The sequence below is a fragment of the Pseudonocardia wallangbongensis genome (assembly GCF_054486945.1).
Genome location: NZ_JBRERS010000016.1, coordinates 72,523 through 92,054, shown reverse-complemented (window position 1 = coordinate 92,054; position 19,532 = coordinate 72,523). Strand labels below are relative to the sequence as shown.

General features: G+C 72.1%; 20 protein-coding genes and 1 pseudogene. 5 read left to right on the top strand and 16 right to left on the bottom strand.

From position 1 onward, the window contains the following. Positions 1-12: 12 nt before the first annotated feature. The 4 genes from ACU436_RS37335 to ACU436_RS37320 form a co-directional block, all read right to left on the bottom strand. Positions 13-1,437 carry an aldehyde dehydrogenase family protein gene (locus ACU436_RS37335; protein ID WP_459031823.1) on the bottom strand — a complete coding sequence of 475 codons (1,425 nt, stop codon included), beginning with the start codon at positions 1,435-1,437 and terminating at the stop codon, positions 13-15. Beyond that, positions 1,437-3,041: a thiamine pyrophosphate-binding protein gene (locus tag ACU436_RS37330; protein WP_459031822.1), complete on the bottom strand. Its 1,605-nt coding sequence runs from the start codon at positions 3,039-3,041 to the stop codon at positions 1,437-1,439. The genes ACU436_RS37335 and ACU436_RS37330 overlap by 1 nt, the downstream gene beginning before the upstream one ends. Positions 3,042-3,137: 96 nt before the next feature. After that, positions 3,138-3,545, bottom strand: coding sequence for a VOC family protein (locus tag ACU436_RS37325; protein WP_459031821.1), 408 nt, complete (start codon positions 3,543-3,545; stop codon positions 3,138-3,140). 16 nt (positions 3,546-3,561) lie between these two features. After that, on the bottom strand, positions 3,562-4,209 hold the full coding sequence (locus tag ACU436_RS37320; protein WP_459031820.1) for a GntR family transcriptional regulator: 648 nt from the start codon (positions 4,207-4,209) through the stop codon (positions 3,562-3,564). Positions 4,210-4,345: 136 nt separating this feature from the next. Between ACU436_RS37320 and ACU436_RS37315 the strand changes: the two genes are divergently transcribed. Together ACU436_RS37315 and ACU436_RS37310 are read left to right on the top strand one after the other, a co-directional pair. Next, entirely contained in the window at positions 4,346-5,152 is an 807-nt protein-coding gene (locus ACU436_RS37315; protein ID WP_459031819.1) for a hypothetical protein, read from the top strand. A gap of 211 nt (positions 5,153-5,363) precedes the next feature. Beyond that, entirely contained in the window at positions 5,364-6,605 is a 1,242-nt protein-coding gene (locus ACU436_RS37310; protein WP_459031818.1) for a pyridoxal phosphate-dependent aminotransferase, read from the top strand. A 12-nt stretch (positions 6,606-6,617) separates the two neighbouring features. On the opposite strand, the gene ACU436_RS37305 is transcribed toward ACU436_RS37310, so the two are convergent. From ACU436_RS37305 to ACU436_RS37280, 6 genes and pseudogenes are all read right to left on the bottom strand, one after another. Then, positions 6,618-7,247, bottom strand: a complete 630-nt coding sequence (locus tag ACU436_RS37305) for a dihydrofolate reductase family protein (RefSeq protein ID WP_459031817.1) — start codon at positions 7,245-7,247, stop codon at positions 6,618-6,620. 56 nt (positions 7,248-7,303) lie between these two features. Beyond that, entirely contained in the window at positions 7,304-8,005 is a 702-nt protein-coding gene (locus tag ACU436_RS37300; protein WP_459031816.1) for a helix-turn-helix domain-containing protein, read from the bottom strand. A 24-nt stretch (positions 8,006-8,029) separates the two neighbouring features. Next, a pseudogene (locus ACU436_RS37295) lies at positions 8,030-8,206 on the bottom strand (hypothetical protein); the annotation flags it as partial. 254 nt (positions 8,207-8,460) lie between these two features. Next, entirely contained in the window at positions 8,461-9,147 is a 687-nt protein-coding gene (locus ACU436_RS37290) for a cyclase family protein (RefSeq protein ID WP_459031815.1), read from the bottom strand. Between the two features lie 10 nt (positions 9,148-9,157). Further along, complete coding sequence (locus ACU436_RS37285; RefSeq protein ID WP_459031814.1) at positions 9,158-9,937, bottom strand: SDR family NAD(P)-dependent oxidoreductase; 780 nt, start codon at positions 9,935-9,937, stop codon at positions 9,158-9,160. Positions 9,938-10,025: 88 nt separating this feature from the next. Beyond that, on the bottom strand, positions 10,026-11,024 hold the full coding sequence (locus ACU436_RS37280; protein WP_459031813.1) for a zinc-binding dehydrogenase: 999 nt from the start codon (positions 11,022-11,024) through the stop codon (positions 10,026-10,028). A gap of 117 nt (positions 11,025-11,141) precedes the next feature. Between ACU436_RS37280 and ACU436_RS37275 the strand changes: the two genes are divergently transcribed. Then, complete coding sequence (locus tag ACU436_RS37275) at positions 11,142-11,867, top strand: AraC family transcriptional regulator (protein WP_459031892.1); 726 nt, start codon at positions 11,142-11,144, stop codon at positions 11,865-11,867. Between the two features lie 26 nt (positions 11,868-11,893). Beyond that, positions 11,894-12,334, top strand: coding sequence for a pyridoxamine 5'-phosphate oxidase family protein (locus ACU436_RS37270; RefSeq protein WP_459031812.1), 441 nt, complete (start codon positions 11,894-11,896; stop codon positions 12,332-12,334). A gap of 32 nt (positions 12,335-12,366) precedes the next feature. Here ACU436_RS37270 and ACU436_RS37265 read toward each other — a convergent pair whose 3' ends face one another. Beyond that, positions 12,367-13,200, bottom strand: coding sequence for a class I SAM-dependent methyltransferase (locus tag ACU436_RS37265; RefSeq protein WP_459031811.1), 834 nt, complete (start codon positions 13,198-13,200; stop codon positions 12,367-12,369). 95 nt (positions 13,201-13,295) lie between these two features. Here ACU436_RS37265 and ACU436_RS37260 point away from each other — a divergent pair, with 95 nt between their 5' ends. Then, the gene (locus tag ACU436_RS37260) at positions 13,296-14,045 is read left to right on the top strand and encodes a TetR/AcrR family transcriptional regulator (protein WP_459031810.1); all 750 of its coding nucleotides are present in this window, start codon (positions 13,296-13,298) and stop codon (positions 14,043-14,045) included. A gap of 268 nt (positions 14,046-14,313) precedes the next feature. Here ACU436_RS37260 and ACU436_RS37255 read toward each other — a convergent pair whose 3' ends face one another. From ACU436_RS37255 to ACU436_RS37235, 5 genes are read right to left on the bottom strand one after another with little or no spacing between them, the layout of a single operon-like run. Next, positions 14,314-16,158, bottom strand: coding sequence for a helix-turn-helix domain-containing protein (locus ACU436_RS37255; RefSeq protein ID WP_459031809.1), 1,845 nt, complete (start codon positions 16,156-16,158; stop codon positions 14,314-14,316). Positions 16,159-16,212: 54 nt separating this feature from the next. Continuing rightward, a complete protein-coding gene (locus ACU436_RS37250; RefSeq protein WP_459031808.1) occupies positions 16,213-16,908 on the bottom strand; it encodes an ABC transporter ATP-binding protein in 696 nt (231 codons plus the stop codon). Positions 16,909-16,910: 2 nt separating this feature from the next. Beyond that, positions 16,911-17,657: an ABC transporter ATP-binding protein gene (locus ACU436_RS37245; protein WP_459031807.1), complete on the bottom strand. Its 747-nt coding sequence runs from the start codon at positions 17,655-17,657 to the stop codon at positions 16,911-16,913. Beyond that, entirely contained in the window at positions 17,654-18,670 is a 1,017-nt protein-coding gene (locus ACU436_RS37240; RefSeq protein WP_459031806.1) for a branched-chain amino acid ABC transporter permease, read from the bottom strand. The genes ACU436_RS37245 and ACU436_RS37240 overlap by 4 nt, the downstream gene beginning before the upstream one ends. Then, positions 18,667-19,530: a branched-chain amino acid ABC transporter permease gene (locus ACU436_RS37235; protein ID WP_459031805.1), complete on the bottom strand. Its 864-nt coding sequence runs from the start codon at positions 19,528-19,530 to the stop codon at positions 18,667-18,669. The genes ACU436_RS37240 and ACU436_RS37235 overlap by 4 nt, the downstream gene beginning before the upstream one ends. Positions 19,531-19,532 lie beyond the last annotated feature (2 nt).

The following is a 19,532-nucleotide window of genomic DNA, read 5'->3' as shown; positions in this document are numbered from 1 at the left end:
CAACCGCCCGGCCTACCCGCGGGCCGGGCCGACCGTCACCAGCGTCTCCTCGCTCATCTCCTCGATGGCGTAGCGCGGCCCCTCCAGGCCGGTTCCGCTCGCCTTGACCCCGCCGAACGGCATGAGGTCGACGCGGCTGCTCGACGTCTCGTTGATGTGCACGGTGCCCACCCGCAGCTCGCGCGCGACCATGAGCGCGCTGTCGAGATCGGCGGTGAAGACGCCGGCCGCGAGCCCGAACGGGGTGTCGTTCGCCTCGGCGACGGCGTCCGCGAGGTCGTCGAACGGCCGCAGGACGACCACCGGCCCGAAGATCTCGCTCGTCATCACGGTCATGGTCTTCGCGACGTTGCCGAGGACCGTCGGCGCGATGACCGAGCCCTCCCGCGTGCCGCCGTGCACGAGCTCGGCGCCCTGCTCGACGGCCTCGCCCACCCAGGACTGGATGCGGTCGGCCGACGCCGGCGAGATCACGGGACCGACGAAGGTGCCCGGCAGTCGCGGGTCACCGGCCGGCCGGTCGGCGAGGCCCGTCGCGACGAGCCGGCCGAACTCCTCCGCCACCTCGCGCTGGACGTACAGCCGCTGCACGGACGTGCACACCTGGCCCGCCTTGCGGAAGGCCGCGTTGACGCACAGCCCGGCCGCGCTCTCCAGGGCGGCGTCCGCGCAGACGATCGTGCTCGCGAGGCTGCCCAGCTCCAGCTGGGTGCGGCGGATGCCCGCGCTGCGGGCGATGTGCTCGCCCACGCGGGTGCTGCCGGTGAACGCGTAGAAGGCGGGCACCGGGTGGTCCAGCAGCGCCTGGCCGACCTCGGCGCCGCCGGGCAGGAGGGCGACGAGCCCCTCCGGGAGGCCGGCGTCGAGCAGCAGCTCGACCAGCGCCACCGCCGTCAGCGGGGTCTCGGGGGCAGGCTTGAGCACCACGCCGTTGCCCGCCGCGAGCGCCGGGCCGATCTTGTGGCACACAGTGTTGACCGGCGCGTTGAACGGCGTGATCGCGCAGACCACGCCGAGCGGCTTGCGCAAGGTGAAGCCGATCCGGCCGCGGACACCCGGACCGCCCTCCACCGGCACCGTGCGGCCGGTGACGCGCTTGGCCTCCTCGCCGCACAGCTGCAGCGTCTCGGTGGCGCGGTCGATCTCGCGCTCGGCGTCGGTGAGCGTGAAGCCGGTGTCCGCGACGACCGCGTCGACCAAGCGGTCCCTCCGCTCGCGCATCAGCGCCGAGGCAGCCATCAGCACCCGGCCGCGCTCGTAGCCCGTGAGCCCGGACGCCGCCTGCGCGGCCGCGACGGCCCGGACGGCGCGATCCACCTGCGCGCGGTCCGGGACGTGGACCTCGGCGAGCGGCGAGCCGTCGAACTTGTCGTGCAGGGTCTCGACGCTCGCGCCCTCGCGCCAGGCGCCGCCGGTGAAGAGGAGAGCCGTCCTCATCAGAACTGGGCCTCGTACTGGGCGGGGTCGATGATCGCCTCGATCACGAGGGGGCGGCCGAGGTCGTTGATCCCCTCCGTCGCGCGTTCGAGCTCGGCCACCGACGTGACGCGCACGCCGTCGCAGTCCATGGACTCGGCGAGCTTCACGAGATCGGTGGCCTCGATGCGGGTGGCCGTGCTCGGGTAGCCGGCCACCGCCTGCTTGAGCTCGATGCGGTTGAGGCTCTGGTCCACGAAGACGACCATCGCGACGTTGACGCCCAGGCTCGCCGCCAGCCGCATCTCGGTGGCCGCCATGGCGAAACCGCCGTCGCCGACGAGGCCGGCGACGGGCCGGTCCGGGAAGGCCAGCTTGGCGGCGATGGCCGCGGGCACCCCGAACCCCATCGTGGACAGGCCGTTGGTCATGAGCACGCCCCGCGGGTTGGGCGTGGTCCAGCCCTGGCCGACGAGGAGCTTGTGCGAGCCGACGTCGCAGCTGACCACGGCGTCGGCGTTCATGGCCGCCCGGACGACGTCGAGCACGTCGGTGGGGTTGAGCCGGCCGGCGACGCGACCGGCGTAGTACGCCTCGCGCAGGCGCTCCCGGTGGGCGGCGACCTCGGCGGCACCGGTGCGGGGCTCGCCGCGCCACTCGTCGGCGAGCCAGCGCGCGATGTCGCCGATCGGCCCGACGAGCTCGGTCTCGGCCCGGTAGACCTGGTCGGTGTTGGGCACGGCGTCGATGTGCAGCACCGGCACCGACAGCGACCACGGTTTGATCAGCTCCACGGCGTCGAAGCCGACGGCGAGGATCAGGTCGCTCTCGGCGAGGTGACCCCACATGACCTGGTTGCAGGCCATGTCGAGCACCCCCGCGAAGTACGGGTGGTCCTCCGGCACCACGCCCTTCGCCATCGGCGACACGACGACCGGGGCCCCGACCGTCTCGGCGAGCGCGAGGAGTTCCTTGCCGGCCCCGGCCCGCACGGCGCCGATGCCGGCGAGGATCACGGGCCTGCGGCTGCGGGCCAGGCGGGCGCTCGGGTCGGCGGCGTCCCCGTGCACCCGGACCCCCAGGGCGCGCTCCGTCAGCGGGGGCAGCGCCACCGGCTCGTCCGGGGCCTGCGCCTTGAACACGTCCCCGCCGACGGTGAGGTGGACCGCGCCCGGGCGCTCGGCGACGGCCGTGCGGAGGGCCTTGCGGACCGTGGGCCCCAGCGCCGCGGTCTCCAGCCGCCCCGCCCACTTGGTGATCGGGCCGAAGAGCCGGCCGTGGTCGACGACCTGGTGGGTGAAGAACTGCTCGCGGGCGGCCTCGATCTGGCCGGAGATCGCCAGCATCGGCACCCGGTCCCACTGCGCGGCCGCGACGCCGTTCACCAGGGCCGTCGACCCGGGGCCGAGAGTGGAGACGCAGACGCCGAGCGAGCCCGTGGCCTGCGCGAGGCCCTCGGCCATGAAGGCCGCGGTGCCCTCCCGGCGCCCCAGCACGATCTCCGTGCCCTGGCGGCGCAGCGCCTCCAGGAACTCCACCGTGGGATCGCCGGGGTAGGTGAACACGTGCGACACCCCTGCCGCGGACAGGTACTCGGCGACGACCGTCGCGACCGTGCGACTCACGTGCAGCCCACCTCACCCACGTCGGTGACTCGGTGGCACCCTAACAGCCGCGGTATACACCTGCACACGGCCGGATCCGGCAGCCGCTGAAGGGGATCAGGGAGAGGCGGCAGCGGGGCCGAGGAGATCCCACCGGTTGCCGGCGACATCGCGGAAGACGACGAGCCGGCCGTAGGGCTCGGTGCGGGGCTCGGTGAGGAACTCGACCCCGGCGCTGCGCATGCGCTGGTAGCGGGCGTCGAAGTCATCGACGCGGAGGAAGAAACCGACCCGACCGGCGTGCTGGTCGCCGATCGCGGCGACCTGGTGTTCGCCGTCGGCGCGGGCGAGGAGGATCCCGGTCTCCGCGCCCGGCGGGCGGACGACCACCCAACGCTTGGCCCGGCCGTCGTTCGTGCGGGCCGGCGAGTCCTCGGCCAGCTCGAACCCCAGTGCGCCGGTGAAGAAGGTGATCGCGTCGTCGTAGTCCTCGACCAGGATCGCGGTGAGCTGCAGAAAGGCCACGACGCAATGATGGCCGCTATTCCTCGGTCTCCCAGAGCTTGAGCCGGATGTCCCGGGCCTCGCTGAAGTGCCGGTGGGCGACCTCGGCCGCCCGGTCGCCGTCGCGGGCGTCGATCGCCTCGACGAGCTCGGAGTGCTCCTGCACCGTCTCCTCCCAGCGCCCCTCGTAGGAGAGCGTGGTGAGGGGGAAGCGGCCGAGCTGGACCTCGACCCGCTGGAGCAGGTCGATGAGCGCCAGCTGGTGGGTGGCGTGCCACAGCACCTGGTGGAAGTTGCGGTTGGCCGCGACGCGCCCGCGGGCGTCGAGCTCGGTGGCGTTCACGTAGCGGCGGTGGGCCTGGCGCAGGGCGATGACGTCGTTGTTGGTGCGCCGCTCGGCGGCGGAGCGCCCGGCCTGCGCCTCGAGGAGGATGCGCACCTCGTAGATGTCGAGCACCTCCCCCGGTGTGCGGTTGCGCACCACGAGGCCGGAGGCTGTGCGGACGACGAGGCCGTCCTGTTCGAGGCGCGTGAGCGCCTCCCGGATGGGGGTGCGGCTCACCTGGAAGGTCTGCGCGAGGGAGGTCTCGACGAGGTGCTCTCCCGGCTGCAGGTCCCCGAGGTAGATCGACTCCTTGAGCTGCGCGTACGGGTCGGGAACGCCACCGCGCGCGGAACCGGCCACGGTCACCTCCCCCCTTCCGCAGGGCGAACATCGTATCCACGAGGATGCCGGACCATACAAGTGTGCACCCCGGCGCGTCCCCGCCCGCCCACTGAACCGAGCCGCGGGCAGGACCGTGTGACCGGGAGTGAGGATCGTGCCCACCCATCAGGTCTCCCCCCGCACCGGGACCGCGGCGCGGCCGCCTGCCGACCTCTTCGTCCCGCTCCAGCGTGAGCCCCTCGAGCGCGAGCCCGACCCACCGGCCCCGGCGGCCGGCGTGGCCAGGGTTCGCGCGACCGGGTTGCATCCGGTCGCGATCGTGGCCGTGCTGCTCTCGGGCCTGCTCGGTGTGGTGACCATCTCGACGTTCCCCGAACCCGACCGGGCCACGACCCGGAACACGCCTTCCGTCGCGCCGGAGCAGCCGCTCGACGACGTCCGGGGCGCCGACGGGGTGGGAATCGCCGTGGCCGCCGTGCCGCCGGGAACGGCGGTCAACCTGCCCGGGCCGGGCTCGCGGGATTGGGTGGCGCCGGGCGCCCGCAACGACGGCGCACTGGTGCGGGCCGATCTGGCCGAGGAGTCGATCGAGTTCCGGGCGGCCAACACCCAACCCGGCCGGCCCGGGGCGTTCCGGCTCTCGTGGACCGGCGGTACACCGCTGGACGAGAGCGGCGACGCAACCGCCATGCTCGGCATCCGCCCAGGTGGATGGGTCGCGTTCGTCGTCCGACCGCTCAGCTCGCCCGCCGAGCTCGTCGTGCACCTGAGCGGGCCCGATGCGGCGGTCACGGTGGCCACGGAGCACGGCTCCACACGCGGGATCGTGCCGGCCGCCGCCGCGGTCGCGACGGTCGCGCTGCCCGCCGCCACCGCGGCCACCGTGACGGTGACCGCCGAAGGCGACCTGGACGTCGCCGTCGCGAACGCCGAGCTACAGGACGCGCGATCCGCTCGGTGACACCCGTTCGCCGGAACGGGTACGCCAATTCGCACCCACCTCCGGGATCCTTACCGCACGCAACCGCCCGCTCACCCGCCCGAGCCCGATTCCGTGAACCGCTTCCCGCCCGCGCACGTGCCTGCCGGTGACCTTGAAACCGCGCGCGCGAGCGAGGGGAAGTGATCGTGTGCGACACAGCGCGAATGGACACGGCGCGAATGGACACGGCGTGGATGCACAGCTGTTCCAGGGGACCGCACACAGCCCGTCGTACTTCGAGCTGTCCAGACGCATGGGCGAGACCGGCCGACAACTGATCGACTTCTGCATCCCGTGCAACCCGTACTTCCCGACGAGGGGCATGTTCGAGCAGCTCGCCGGCGACCTGGAGAACATCCTCAAGTTCTATCCGAGCGACGCCGACACGATCATCGGGCAGCTCGCGCGGGTCCTGCGGCTCAACCCGAGCACGATCGCCATGTCCAACGGGTCGACCGAGCTGATCACGTGGATGGACCACCTGTGGGTGGCCGAGAGCCTCGCGATCCCGATCCCGACGTTCGGCAGGTGGACCGACCAGCCGATGGAGACCGGCAAGCGGGTCGACATGTTCCCGCTGCAGGAACGCGACGCCTTCGAGCTGGACGTCGATCGCTACATCGCGTTCATCCGGGCCCGTGGGTCGCGGGTCGCCGTGCTGTGCAACCCCAACAACCCGGACGGCGGCTACCTCCCGCACCGCGAGGTCCTCCGGTTCATGGACGAGCTCGCCGACCTCGACCTGGTGGTGATCGACGAGTCGTTCATCGACTTCGTCGACGCGGAGCACAACCCGTCCGTCGCGACGGAGGCCACGATTCGTCCGAACGTCGTCGTGCTCAAGAGCCTCGGCAAGAACTTCGGCCTGCACGGGATCCGGTTCGGCTACCTGGTCGCCAACCCGGGCCTGGCCGCGACGATGCGCAGGACCCTCCCGAAGTGGAACCTCAACTCCCTCGCCGAGGCAGTCGTCTTCATGCTCACGGAGCACAGCCAGGAGTACGAGGAGAGCCTGCGCCTGCTGGCGCGCGACCGCTTCGGCATGGGGGTGGAACTCGCCAAGCAGCCCGAGCTCAGCGTGTTCTCGTCCCAGGCGAACTTCCTGCTGGTGAAGCTCGCCGACGGGATCGACGGCAGCGAGCTGCGCGACCACCTGATCTCCCAGCACGGCGTCCTGGTCCGCGAATGCGGCAACAAGCTGGGCATGAGCAGCCAGTTCCTGCGCCTCGTCGTGCGTCCTCCGCAGGACGTCGCCCCCCTGGTCGAGGGCATCCGCTCCTACATCGTGTCCCGTTGGCGGGCCGACCACCGGGTCTCGGCCCTGCACACCATCTCCCCCGGTGCTCCCGAGCTCCCCCGGCCGCGCTCACCGGAGTCGTCGGGACCGATGAGGAGCGTCAACGGTCACCGCACGAGACCGCGCCACCAGTGAGCCGGCCGCCGGCTAGCCGTCGGCCTCCTGCTCGGGACCGATCGCACCGACCTCGAGGGCGCCACGCCGCCGGTAGGTGCTGATCACCACGCCGGCCCCCGTGGACGTGGTCTCCACGAGCTCCAACGAGCCCGGCAGCGTCCCGTCCCCGAACAGCCGCTTGCCCGGACCGACCACCACCGGGAACACCAGCAGGACGAACTCGTCGACGAGCCCGTGCGCCAGCAACGTCTGGATGAGGGTGCCGCTGCCCGAGACGTGGATCTCCCCGCCGGGCTGCTCCTTGAGCTTCGCGACCTCCTCGGCGACGTCGCCGGACAGCACGGTGGTGTTGGCCCACTCGCCGGTCTCGAGCGTGCGCGACGCGACGTACTTGGGCATGCTGTTGAGCTTGGCCGCGATCGGGTCCTCGTCGCCGACCAGGGGCCAGCTGGCGGCGAACTCCTCGTAGGTCCGGCGGCCCAGCAGCAGCGCCTCGGACCGCCCCGTCAGCTCGACCATGCGCTGCCCGAGCTCGTCGTCGAACAGCGGCACCGTCCAGCCGCCGTGCGCGAATCCACCGTCCAGGTCCTCGTCGGGCGCACCGGGCGCCTGCACCACCCCGTCCAGCGTCATGAACGTCCCGACCACAAGCTTGCGCACCGCGTCTCCCTCTGATCCTGATCTCCGGGAGGAGAACGCTAGAGGCGCCGGCGGGCTCAGGTCTTGTACAGGAGCGACAACGGCTCGCCGCCGGCTCCGTCCCGGAGCGATGTGGCGGTGCACCCGATGAAGCGGCGGAGCGAACGCGCGAGGTGCGGCTGGTCGAAGTACCCGAGCCGATGGACCACCTCGCCCGCCGGCACCCCCTGCCGCAGCAGGATCGCGGCCTGCCGCGCGCGGTCGATCTGCCGGACCGCGCCCCGGGTGAAGCCGGTGGCCACCAGGAAGCGCCGCTGGACGGTGCGGTCCGACAGGTCGGGCTCGGCCCCGCGAACCACGTCCGCCACCAGCGGGTCCCGGACCACGACCCCCTCGCGCAGGAGCCGCCCCACGAACGTCTCGGCGTTCTCGTAGTCCGGGAGGTGCCACGCGGACCCGTCCAGCCAGAACGACGTGCGCGTCACGTCGGGGATCTCGGCGTACCCGTCGACGAGCCCACCGACGGGAAGGCGGGCCAGGGTCGCCCCCAGCGCGAAGTCGATCCCGAAGAACGTGGACTCCTCGGGGACCGGCGCGGTAGTCGCCGTCGACCCCGGGCCCTGCACGGCGCCGTACGTCCGGCCGCGCTGCTCCCAGAAGACGAGGCTCCACCGGGGCGACGCGATCGCCGTCATCCGGGCGACGTCCTCGCTGCGGCTGCGCCACACGCGCTCGACGTACGGCGACGCCGACGGGCGGTGGTCGATCAGAAGCGGCACGTCTCGATCCTGCCCGGTCGGGCGTCAGGCCGTCACCCGGGACGTGAACACGACGCAGATCGCGACCGCGGCCGCCACCGACACCAGCGCGGTCCGCAGGTTCCGCAACTCGGCGAGCACCACCGACAGCACGACGATGACGACGGCGCTCGTGATCCAGAAGCCCGCGATCGGCATGACCGCGACGTATCCGACGGCCGTGACAGCACTGAGACGGCGACGCCCAGGCCGAGCATGAGGAACACGAGAGGTACAGGATGGTCGGCGCGAGCAGCCGCACCGGGATCAGCACCATGCGGGCCAGGCCGCGGTCACGTTCAAGATCCGCGGTATCGGTTGGCCATGGCTGCGGCGACAACCGTGAACAACCGATACTTCGGATCATGCCCGCGCATCGACGGGCATCGGCCCCGCGCCGCCGACCAGCGACATGATCACGATCTGTAGCTGTAGTACTACTCGACCAGCGCGACCGCCCGGGTCGGCCCGCCGTGGGCCCCGCGCAGCTTGAGCGGGAAGCCGGCGAAGGTGAACCGGGTGTTCACCACCTCGTCGAGGTGCGCGAGGTTCTCGTAGTGGGTGATGTGCTCGCGGCGGCACATCATGTGGCAGGGGTAGCTGGTGCTCACCGGGTTGTCCGGGGTCGGGCTGTCCACCCCGAACGTCTTCACCTGCCGGTGCACGATCCACTCGCTGGCCGACTCGCCCAGCCCGGGGAACTCGCTCAGGTACTCCTTGCGGCCCGAGTACCGGTTCCAGGTGGCCGTGTGGAACAGCACGATGTCGCCCGGCCGCACGTCCACCGGGGACTCCGACTCCACCCGGTCCAGGTCCTCCGCGGTGATGTCGGTCTGCGGCTTGAAGTCGCTGACGTCCAGGCAGACCGCCGGGCCGAAGAACAGGTCGAGCGACATGGCCTCGATCGTCTGGGCCGACGGGTCCGGGTCGAGGTGGGAGAACGCGTCGACGTGGGTGGGGCCGTTGTCGTTGAGCATGAACCCGGTGGTCTGGAACGAGAAGCCGCTGTCGAACCGCGGCGCCGTCTCCTCGTGGGTGGCGTGCTCGAACTGCACGGTCTTGAGGTGCCCGGGGTAGACCTTCATCCCCTCGTAGATGTCCTGCGACAGGTCGACGATCCGCAACGCATCCTCCCTAGAACATGACCACGCCGGCGCTGACGTTCACGTCCTCACCGGTGATGGCGGCCGCCCCGTCGGAGGCGAGGAACGCGCACGCACGCGCGACCTCGTCCGCCTCCACCAGCCGGCCGAGCGGCGACGACCCGGTGAACGCCGCCAGCGCCTCGACCTCGGTGATCCCGCGCGCGGCGGCCTGCTTGCGGACGACGTCGTCGATCCGCGGGCCGGAGACCGCACCCGGGCAGACCGCGTTGACCCGGATCCCGTGCGGCCCGAGCTCGAGGGCCAGCGTGCGGACGAGCCCGATCACGCCCATCTTCGCCGCCGCGTACGGGGTGCGGCCGGTGAGCGGCCGCTTCCCCGTCATCGAGGAGATCGCGATCAGCGACCCCTCCCCCGCGTCGATCATCGACGGCACGAACGCGCGGAACGTCAGGAAGACGCCGGTGAGGTCGGTGGCGACGCAGTCCTGCCACTCGGCGAGGCCGATGCGGTGCATCGGCGCCGTCGGGCCCGCGGTGCCCGCGTTGGCCACGACGGCGTGCACCCCGCCGAACCGGTCGAGCACGGCCCGGGCCATCGCCTCGACCGACGCCTCGTCGCGCACGTCGCAGGCGAGCGCCAGCGCCGTACCGCCCGCCTTGTCGATCCGCGCGGCCGTCTCCGCAAGCGTCTCCGGGTCCCGGGCCGTCACGGCGACCGCGAAGCCGTCGGCCGCCATGGCCGTGGCGATCACCTGCCCGATGCCCCGGTTGGCGCCGGTCACGACGGCGACGGGCGGGGTGGCACTCACGAACTCGATCGTGCTCGCGACGCCCGCCGCGAACCATGTCGCCGTGCCCAGGAACCCCGCGGGTCCGCTGGGCTGGTGCACAACCCGGCTACGGCACCACCACGAGCTTCCCCGTGGCGCCGTCGCTCTCCATGTACCGGTGGGCGGCGACGATGTCGTCCAGGCCGAAGACGCGGTCCACGTTCGCGCGGTAGGCGCCGGCCTCGACCTCGCGGACGACCCGCTGCAACACGGCCGCGCCGGCACCGCCCTTCACGTCGTCGCTGTGGAAGGCGGTGAGCGTGGTGCCCGAGGGGATCATCGCGATCGGTTCGAAGTCCGGGATCGCCCACCCGCTGAGCGAACCCGCCACGCACACCGTTCCGCCACGACGGACGAGGTGCAGCGAGCCCACCGCCGTGCTCGCCCCCACGAGATCCAGAACGTGGTCCGGGCCCTCGGGCCAGAGCGCGTGCACGCTCGCCGCCAGCGACCGACCGTCGTCGACGAGCACGTGGTCGGCGCCGGCCGCGGTCAGCGCGTCGACCTTGCCGGGTCGCCGGGTCGTGGCCGCGGTCTCGACGCCGTGGCCCGACGCGATCGACACGGCGGCCATGCCCACGGACGAGGTCCCGCCGCGGATGAGCAACCGCCCCCGGCCCGCCGCCAGGGCGCCCATCGCGTCCAGCGCGCCCCGCGCGGTCAGGTACGTCTCGGGCAGCGCGGCCAGGACGTCCCACGGCAACGAGGTGGTGATCGGCATCAGCAGCGAGTTCGGCAACAACGCGAACTCGGCATAGCCGCCGTCGAACTCCCGGCCCATCTCGCCCATCACCGCCGCGACGGTCGTCCCGTCCGGCAACGTGGGGTCGGTCGAGTTCGCCACGATCCCCACGCATTCGATCCCGAGCACTCGGGGGAACACCACGTTCGGGGAATGCCCCTGGCGGGTCCGCAGCTCCGACCGGTTCAGGCCGGCGCCCTTCACCCGCACCAGGCTCCAGCCCTCCCGGACCGCCGGCACCGGCAGCTCACGGATCTGCAGCACGTCCGGGGCACCCGCCCCGACACAGACCGCCGCACGCATCGTCGTACCCGAATCGCTCATGCGTGCACTGTCGCCGGAACGCGGCGCGGCCGACCACCGGTAGATTGCCACGTCATGCCCGTTGGCCGCCAACCTCCCCGGCCCGGTCCCACGTCACGGCTGTGGCCGTCCGGCGGCGTGCACCTCTGGCCGTCGGGTGGAACGAGCTCCGTGCACTCCCACCGCCGGGGGCACCTGGTGTACGCGGCCCGGGGTGTCCTGTCCGTGCACACCGAACGTGGCACGTGGATCGTTCCCGCCAACCGGGTCGCATGGATCCCGGCCGGGTTCGGGCACCACCACCGCGCCCACGGCCACACCGACATGCGGATCGTGTTCCTGCCGGCATCCCACGCCCGGCTCGTTCCGGGGCACCCCGCCGTCTTCACGGCCTCCGACCTCGCCCGCGAGGTCCTGCTCACCCTCACGGGCCCGCGCCACTACGATGGTTCCGCCCGCGACCGCGACCGCTCGGCTGGCACCCGCCTCCGCCGCGTCCTCGTCGACGAGATCCGCGAAGCCCCCGAGCAGCCGCTGCAGCTGCCGGAACCGCGCGACGACCGGCTGCAGGCCCTCGCCCGGGTCCTCTACGAGCACCCCGCGGACAGCACCTCGCTGGCCGGGCTCGGGCGGATGATCGGCGCGAGCGCCCGGACCCTCAGCCGGCTGTTCCACGACGAGCTCGGCATGACCTTCTACGAGTGGCGCACCCAGCTGCGCGTCCACCACGCACTGGTCCTCCTCGCCGACGGCCACGACACCACCCACGTCGCCCACGCCTGCGGATGGGCGAACCCCAGCAGCTTCATCGCGGCCTTCGCCGACCTCATCGGCACCACACCCGGCCGGTACCGCCGGTCATGACCCGAGCTACGGCGAAGGGAAGAATCGTGGAGTTCACGTCCCATCTGTCCGCCGCACTGCGTGAGCACGTGGAGCGCCGGCTCCGGGAGAACCTCGTCGCCTGGTTCACCTCCGTTCGGCCGAGCGGGCAGCCGGACAGTGTCCCGGTGGGATTCGTCGTCAAGGACGACGACACGATCCTCGTCTTCAGCGAGCCGGGGAAGGTCAAGCTCCGCAACATCGCTGCGAACCCCAGGGTGACGCTGACGCTCGACGAGACCGCATCGGGTTCCGATGTCGTCCGGGTCGAGGGCACGGCGAAGCACGTCCCCGACCATCCGCCGGCGTTCGACGTCGAGGAGCACGTGGCGAAGTACGGCGAACACATCGCCTCGGCCGGTTTCGGTACCCCCGAACGGTTCGCCGCGATGTTCTCCGAGGCCATCGTGATCACGCCCACCAGGCTGCACGCATTCACGCGCGCCTGATGCGGCCGCTCGTCGACAGATCTTCGGCGAAGCTATCCCCGGGAGAATCGGTAGTGGAGCACTCGATCAGCGCTGCGGGCGAAGCGGACGCTCCGGGCGTTGAGGCGGGCGACCGCCTTCCAGAAGGGCGGCCAGCGGTCGACCTCTGGCGCGTTTGCCATGAACTGCTCCTCGATCAGCGAGAGCCCTGCGCCCCAGGTCTCCGCTTCATGCGGGTCGTCGATCCCCTCGCCGACCGCCGGGGGCATGTTCCAGCGGCCACTCTTGACGCGGCCACTGATGCGGCGGCTGTTGCGGATCGCCAATCGGCTGTAGGCGTTGAAGGTGAACTCTCCGCGGTGGACGTGCGAGGTCATCGCGCGCGCCATCGCTCTGAACGCTTCGGCGGTGATCATCAGCATGAGGCTGTTGTTGACCGCGATCGTGGGTCGGTCGCGTGGCAGGTCATCGAGCCACGTGGTCGTCGTGACGTCGGCGCCGACCAGGTGCGCTCCGTCGGGGAGGAGACGTTGTCGTAGCGCGATCACGGCCGGGAAGTCCACGTCGTACCAGTCGACGCCGGGTGGCGGGGCGCAGCGTTGGCGGCGGGTGTCGAGTCCGCACCCGAGATCGACGACCACTGCCGTCGGGTGTTCGGCGATGAACCGGGACACGACACGATCGAGCATCTTGTCGCGCACCGCCTTCACCAGGACATTGCTGCGCACGACTTTCGACGTGAGGTCCAGTCCCAGGCTCTCGGCCACCTGCAGCGACAGGGCATCCCCGAGGATCGGGGTCTCCGAGCGCGCGTCCTGCGCGCGCCAACGCAGGGTGAGCAGGCAGGCCTGCTGCAACGGCGTCAACTCCGCGATCGAGCTGTCCATCACTTCCCCTCCGCCGGCCTGCATCCAAGTTTGCGGGCAGCGATCGCAAACCTAGCTGTTTGCGATCGCCGATCGCAACCTGTTTAGGATCGCGTGTGCCCACACCGATCTGGCTTCGCCCGGAGCGGCCGGCCCACGCGACGGGCCGGCCCGCCGAATGGGACAGGGAGCAGATCGTCCGCGCGGCCATCGCGGTGGCCGGGCGCGATGGGCTGGCGGCGGTGACCATGCGACGGGTGGCGGCGCAGCTCGGCACGGGCTCGGCCTCTCTCTACCGCCACGTCGCCAACCGCGCGGACCTGCTCGACCTCATGGTGGACACGGCCTTCAGCCGGTACCGGCCGCCCCGGGTCACGGGCGGGTGGCGAGAGGATCTCGTGGCCGAGGTACTGCACCGGGTCCGCTACATGCGTGCACGGCCGTGGCTCGCCGATGCCGTCCTCGAACGGCCACCCATCGGCCCCGCAGTCATTCGGCTGCTCGAGCACACCCTCGAACAGCTGCGCGACCATCCCGCCCCGGGGATGGCCAAGCTCGAGGCGATCGGCGTGCTGGGCGGCCTGGTCCAGACGTACCTCCGCAACGAGCGTCCCGGCGGCGGCGTGCTCGACCCCGAGTTCGCCAAGGGCAGAGCCGCGATCTTTGCCCGTGCCGCCACCGACGGAGCACACCCACGACTGGCCGCCGTCCTCGCTGAAGCCTCAGCAGCCAAGCCTGAATCGAACGACGAGCAATTCGCTCGAGTCGTCAGCCTCATGCTCGATGGTCTGCTGTCGGTGCGTGAACGAGGTGAATCGGGCTCGCCCACGTCGCCGGCGCACCGGGGACGCATGACGTCGACCTGATCACCACTTCGGCGCGAAAGCGGGCGCACGGTGATCGCCAGTAGCGGTACAACCCCCTGCCCGGCGGGCCATGACGCCACCGGAGGCGGGTGCCGGCGTGATCACGGCTTCGGTGCGCGGGCGGCCACATGTGGCCGCGAGTGCACCCACCGGCTGATCAAACCCGGGGCCTGCCGGCAACACCCTCCATTCGACCCGGGAATGCGCCGACCTACTGATCAAAAACCGCTGCGGCGTGCTCGGAACCCACCCGTGACGGCGCGCCGGCTCAGTCCGCCAGCACCACGATGTCCCGCACCGTGAGCGCCAGCTGCAGCTCGAGCCGGGTGTCGACGCCCCGCAGGTTGCGCCCGGTGAGCTGCTCGATGCGCCGCAGCCGGTAGCCCACCGTGTTGGGGTGCACGACGAGCTCCTCCGCGGTCGCCGCGGTCGAGCAGCCTGCGCGCAGCCACACCCGCACCGTGGAGACGAGGTCGCCGCCGCGGCGCTCGTCGTGCACGGCGAGCGGGCCCAGCAGCGCGTCCGCGAAGCGGCGCAGGGCGTCCGGGGCCCCGGTCTCCAGCAGCAGCGCCGACAGCCCGAGCCCGCGGATGTCGACGAGACCGCCGGGCCGGGTCGCGCGGCGCAGCCGGGCGGCGCCGCGCGCGACGCGGTGCGCCGTGGCGTAGTCGGCGAGCTCGCCCGCCACCGGCCCGGCGACGAGGGTGACCGCGCAGCGGCGCCGGGCCACCCGCACCGCGTGGCCGTGCACCCGGGCCAGGATCACGCCGGGGTCCGGGTCGGCGGGAAGCAGGAGCACGCAGTCCTCGTCGTACGTGCCGATGAGCGCGGGAGCGTCGGTCACGGCCCGGACCAGCTCGGGCAGCCGCATACCGGGCGGTATCCGGCCGTCCACGGCCAGCACGGCGACGACGTGGGGGCGGGCGAGGTCGTGCCCGAGCGCGGCGGCGCGGTCCAGCACCGCCTGGGGCTGGGCCGGGCCGCCCGGGCGGAGCAGGTCGGCCATGAGGTCTCCGGAGAGCCGGGCCTCGACCGCGACCAGGTGCCGCCGCTTCAGCAACTCCAGCGCGACGACCAGTGCGAACCGCTCGATCACCCGCAGCTGCACCGGCGCGGGCACCGTGGACGGCGCTGTGACCCAGAGCCGGCCCGCCAGCTCGTGCCCCAGCACGACGGGCGCGACCCACGCCTTCTCGCTCCCACCGCGGCGGGCGATCGGCACCTGCACGACGTCGTAGCTGTGGGTCATCGACTCCAGCGCCGCCCGCGCGGGCCGGCGCCGCCGCGCCACGGCGTCGGGCGGGGGCCGGTAGCCCTCGTCCGGCGCGGACGCCAGCAGCTCGCCGCCGGCGTCCTCGACCGTGACGGACGCGTCGAGCGTGGCGGCCAGCGCCCGGACGAGACCGGCCAACCCGACCTCGTCGAGCACCATCTGCATGAGCTCGCGGTGGCGCTGCTCGGCCCAGTCGAGCACGGCGCGCCCGTGGCGCAGCTCGTCGTTCGCCCGCGACAGCTCGCCGATGACCTGCTGCTGCGCCGCGCGCAGCCGGGCGGTCTCCAACGCCAGCGCGGCCTGACCCGCGAGCAGCTCGATCAGCTCGAGCTCCGACGCGGTGAAGTCGCGGGCGGCGACCGAGTAGCCGACCACCACACCCGCCGGCTCGGCGGGCCCCTCGGCCGAGCCCTCGTCCGACGCGGGCATCGGGGAGACGACCAGCGCCCGGTACCCCTGCGCCGGCGCGAGGTCCCGTAGCCGGCCGTAGTCCCGGGCGGCGTGGACGTCCGGCACCGCGATCGTGCGCCCCTCCCGGTAGGCGGCCGCCGCGGGCGAGTCGTGCTGCCGGTCCGGCGGGTGGATGAGCAGCGACCACCTGCCGTTGACCAGCGCGAGGTAGTCGGAGCTGAGCCCGCTCCACCCCGCCACCTGCAGCCGCTCACCGCGCGCGTCGGCGAGCATCACCGCGCAGTACTCGAAGCCGATCAGCGAGCACGCCTGCTGGGCGACGCGGGTGAGGAGGTCGGGAAGCGGCTCCGCGGCGTTCACGGCGCGCGCGATCTCGCTGACGGCGGACATCCACGACCGCAGCGAGGCCGGCACCTCCGACACGACCACGCGTGCACTGTGTCACGTCCCACGGCGTCACGCCTCCGGGTGAACCGGCTCCGCTCAGAGCTTCAGGTACTGCTCGACGTCCCCACCCACGTGGGCCGCCTCCCCCGCCGCGACGACCGTCCCCTGGTCGAGCACGCAGACCCGGTCGGCGATCTCCAACGCCAGCTGGCTGTTCTGCTCGACGAGCAGCACACCGAGCCCGTCGTCGGCGAGGCGACGCAGCGTGCGGGCCATGTCCGAGGCGAGGCCGGGGGCGAGTCCCTGCGTCACCTCGTCGACGAGCAGCAGCCGGGTGCCGCAGATCAGGGCCCGGCCCACCGCGACCATCTGCTGCTGGCCGCCGGACAGTCGCGCGGCCTCGCGGTCGAGGTGCGGCTCCAGCTGCGGGAAGACGTCGAGCGCCCGGCGCTGCGCCGTCCCCCGCTCCCCGGCCCCCAGCGCGGCCAGCCGGAAGTTCTCCCTGACCGAGAGGCCGGGGAACATCCTGCGGTCCTCGGGCACGTAGCCGATGCCGCACCGCGCGATCACCTCGGTGGCCAGCCCCACGAGTTCGCGGCCCGCGCACCGGATGCGCCCGCCGCGCACGGCCACCATCCCCATGATCGCCTTCACCGTGGTGGTCTTGCCCGCCCCGTTGCGCCCGAGGAGGGCGACGAGCTCGCCCGGCTGCACGGTGAGCGACACGCCCTGCAGCACGTGGGCCAGGCCGTAGTAGCCGTGAACGTCCTCCAGCTCCAGCACCGCCGCCATGGTTACTTGCTCCCCGTGAGGTAGACCTCTTGGACCTCCGGGTGCGACCGCACCTCGTCCGGCGTGCCCTCGAACAGCGTGGTGCCCTGGTGCAGGACCATGATCCGGTCGGCGATGCCGAGGATGACGTCCATCTTGTGCTCGATCATCAGGATCGTGACGTCACGGCGCAGGTCGCGGACGAGCTCCACCGTGGCCGCGGTCTCCGCCGGGCTCATGCCCGCGGTCGGCTCGTCGAGCAGCAGCAGCGTCGGCGACGTCGCCAGCGCGATCGCGAGGTCGAGGCGGCGCTGGTCGCCGTGCGAGAGGTTGCTCGCCACCACCTCGCGGTGGTCGGCGAGCCCGACGCGGGCGAGCACCTCCTCCGCGTGCGCGACCACCCGCCCGATCCGGTCGGCCGGCCGCCAGAAGACGTAGGCGTGGGCGGCGGACTGCGCCGCGATCCGAACGTTCTCCATCGCCGTGAGCAGCGGGAACACGGTGGTGATCTGGTAGGACTTGGCGAGCCCGCGCCGGGCGACCTTGTGGTAGGGCATGCCGGTGATGTCGTGCCCGTCGAACCGCACCCGGCCCGCGTCCGGCCGCGTGTGGCCGGTGAGCAGGTTGAACAGCGTGGTCTTGCCCGAGCCGTTGGGCCCGATCACGGCGTGCAGGCCACCGCGCGGGATCTCCAGGTCCACCCCGGCCACGGCCCGGATGCCGCCGAAGGACCGCTCCAGCCCCTCGGCGCGGAGGATCGGATCGTTCATCGCTTCCTCCGCAGGAGCCGGCGCGGCACGGACGACGTGAACAGGCCCCACAGCCCCTGCGGGAACACCAGGACGCACACCACGAAGATCGCCCCGACGATCAGCTGCCAGGACGCGAAGCGCGCGCTGAGGGTGCTCTCGAGCACCAGGTACACGAGCGCACCGAGGAACGGCCCGAAGAGCGACCCGCGCCCACCGAGGATCGCCATGACGAGCACGATGCCGCCGAGCAGCCAGTAGGGCTGCAGTCCGACGAAGTTGTTCAGCATCGCGAACATGCCGCCGGCGAGCCCGGCCACCGCACCGGCGAGGACGAACGTCGCCAGCTGCACCAGCCGGGTGTTGTACCCGCACCCGCGGGCACGCTCCTCGCTCTCCCGGATCGCCTGCAGGAGCCGGCCCATCGGGGACTCGGTGTAGAGGATGAGGCCCGCGAACACCACGAGCACGACCACGGCCGTGAACACGAAGAAGACCAGCGGGTCGCCGATCGCGTTGAGCTGCAGCTGCGCGCCGGGCAGCCACAGCGTGGCCACCGGGATGCTCGACAGGCCGTCGTCGCCGCCGGTGACCGAGACCCACTGCAGCGCGATGAAGAACCCGAGCTGGGCGAACGCCAGCGTGAGCATCGAGAAGTAGATCTCGCTCCGGCGCAGGCAGACCACCCCGATGAGCACCGAGAGCACCGCCATGCCCACCGTGGACACGGCCAGCGCGACCCATGCGCTGGTGGTCACGTGCTGCAGCACGAGCCCGCTCGCGTACCCGCCCCACGCGAACGGCAGAGCGTGCCCGAAGGAGACGAGCCCGCCGTACCCGACCAGGAGGTTGAGGCTCGCCGCCCAGAGGCCGTAGATCAGGATCCCGATCGCGAGACTCGGGTTGGGCACCGTGAACATGACGACCACGGCCAGCCCCGCGACCAGCAGGAGCTGCCCCCACCGCCACCGCACCGGCCCGTCGACCGCGGGTGCCGTGGTGCTCACCCGAGCGGGGCGCACGACGTCCGTCACGATGCCGCGCCCAGCAGGCCGCGCGGGCGCAGGCTCATCACGAGGATCATCAGCACGAACGGCACGATCCCCGCGTAGATGCTCGCGTACAGGGTGGTCAGCGAGACGACGACGCCGATGAGGAGCCCGGCGAGCACCGCGCCGGAGAAGCTGCCCATCCCACCGACCACCACCACGACGAACGTGAGCACCAGGATGTCGGCGCCCATCTCCGGGTAGACGCCCGTGATGGGGCCGGTCAGCACACCGGCGAGCCCGGCCGCCGCGATGCCCACGGCGAACACGAGCGTGCGGTAGCGGTCGAACCGCACGCCCAGGGCACGGATCATCACCTGGTCCCGGATCCCGGCCCGCACGATCAACCCGACGTTCGTGCGGTGCAGGAAGAGCCACAGCCCGCCGACGATCAGCCCGACCGCGACCACCACGAACAGCAGGTACGCGGGCACGGGCCGCCCGACGCCCAGCGGGACCTGGAAGTCGAGCAGCTCCGGCGCGGCCACCTTCCGGCCGCCGGAGCCCGCGATCACCCGGACGCCCTCGATGATCACGTAGGTCAGGCCGAAGGTGAGGAGGAGGGCGTCCACCTGGTCGCGCCCGTACAGCGGCCGGATCAGCGACCGTTCCAGCCCGGCCCCGACGAGACCCATCAGGAGCGGGACGACGAGGAGGGCCCACCAGAAGCTGCCCGTGGCCACCACGAGGTAGGACGCCACGTAGGCACCCAGCATGTAGAGGGCCCCGTGCGAGAAGTTGATGAACTCCAGCAGGCCGAGGATGAGGTTCAGCCCGAGGGCGAGCAGCACGAGCAGCGCGCCGCTCACCAGCCCGAGAACGATCTGGGAGGCCAGCTGGTCCACGG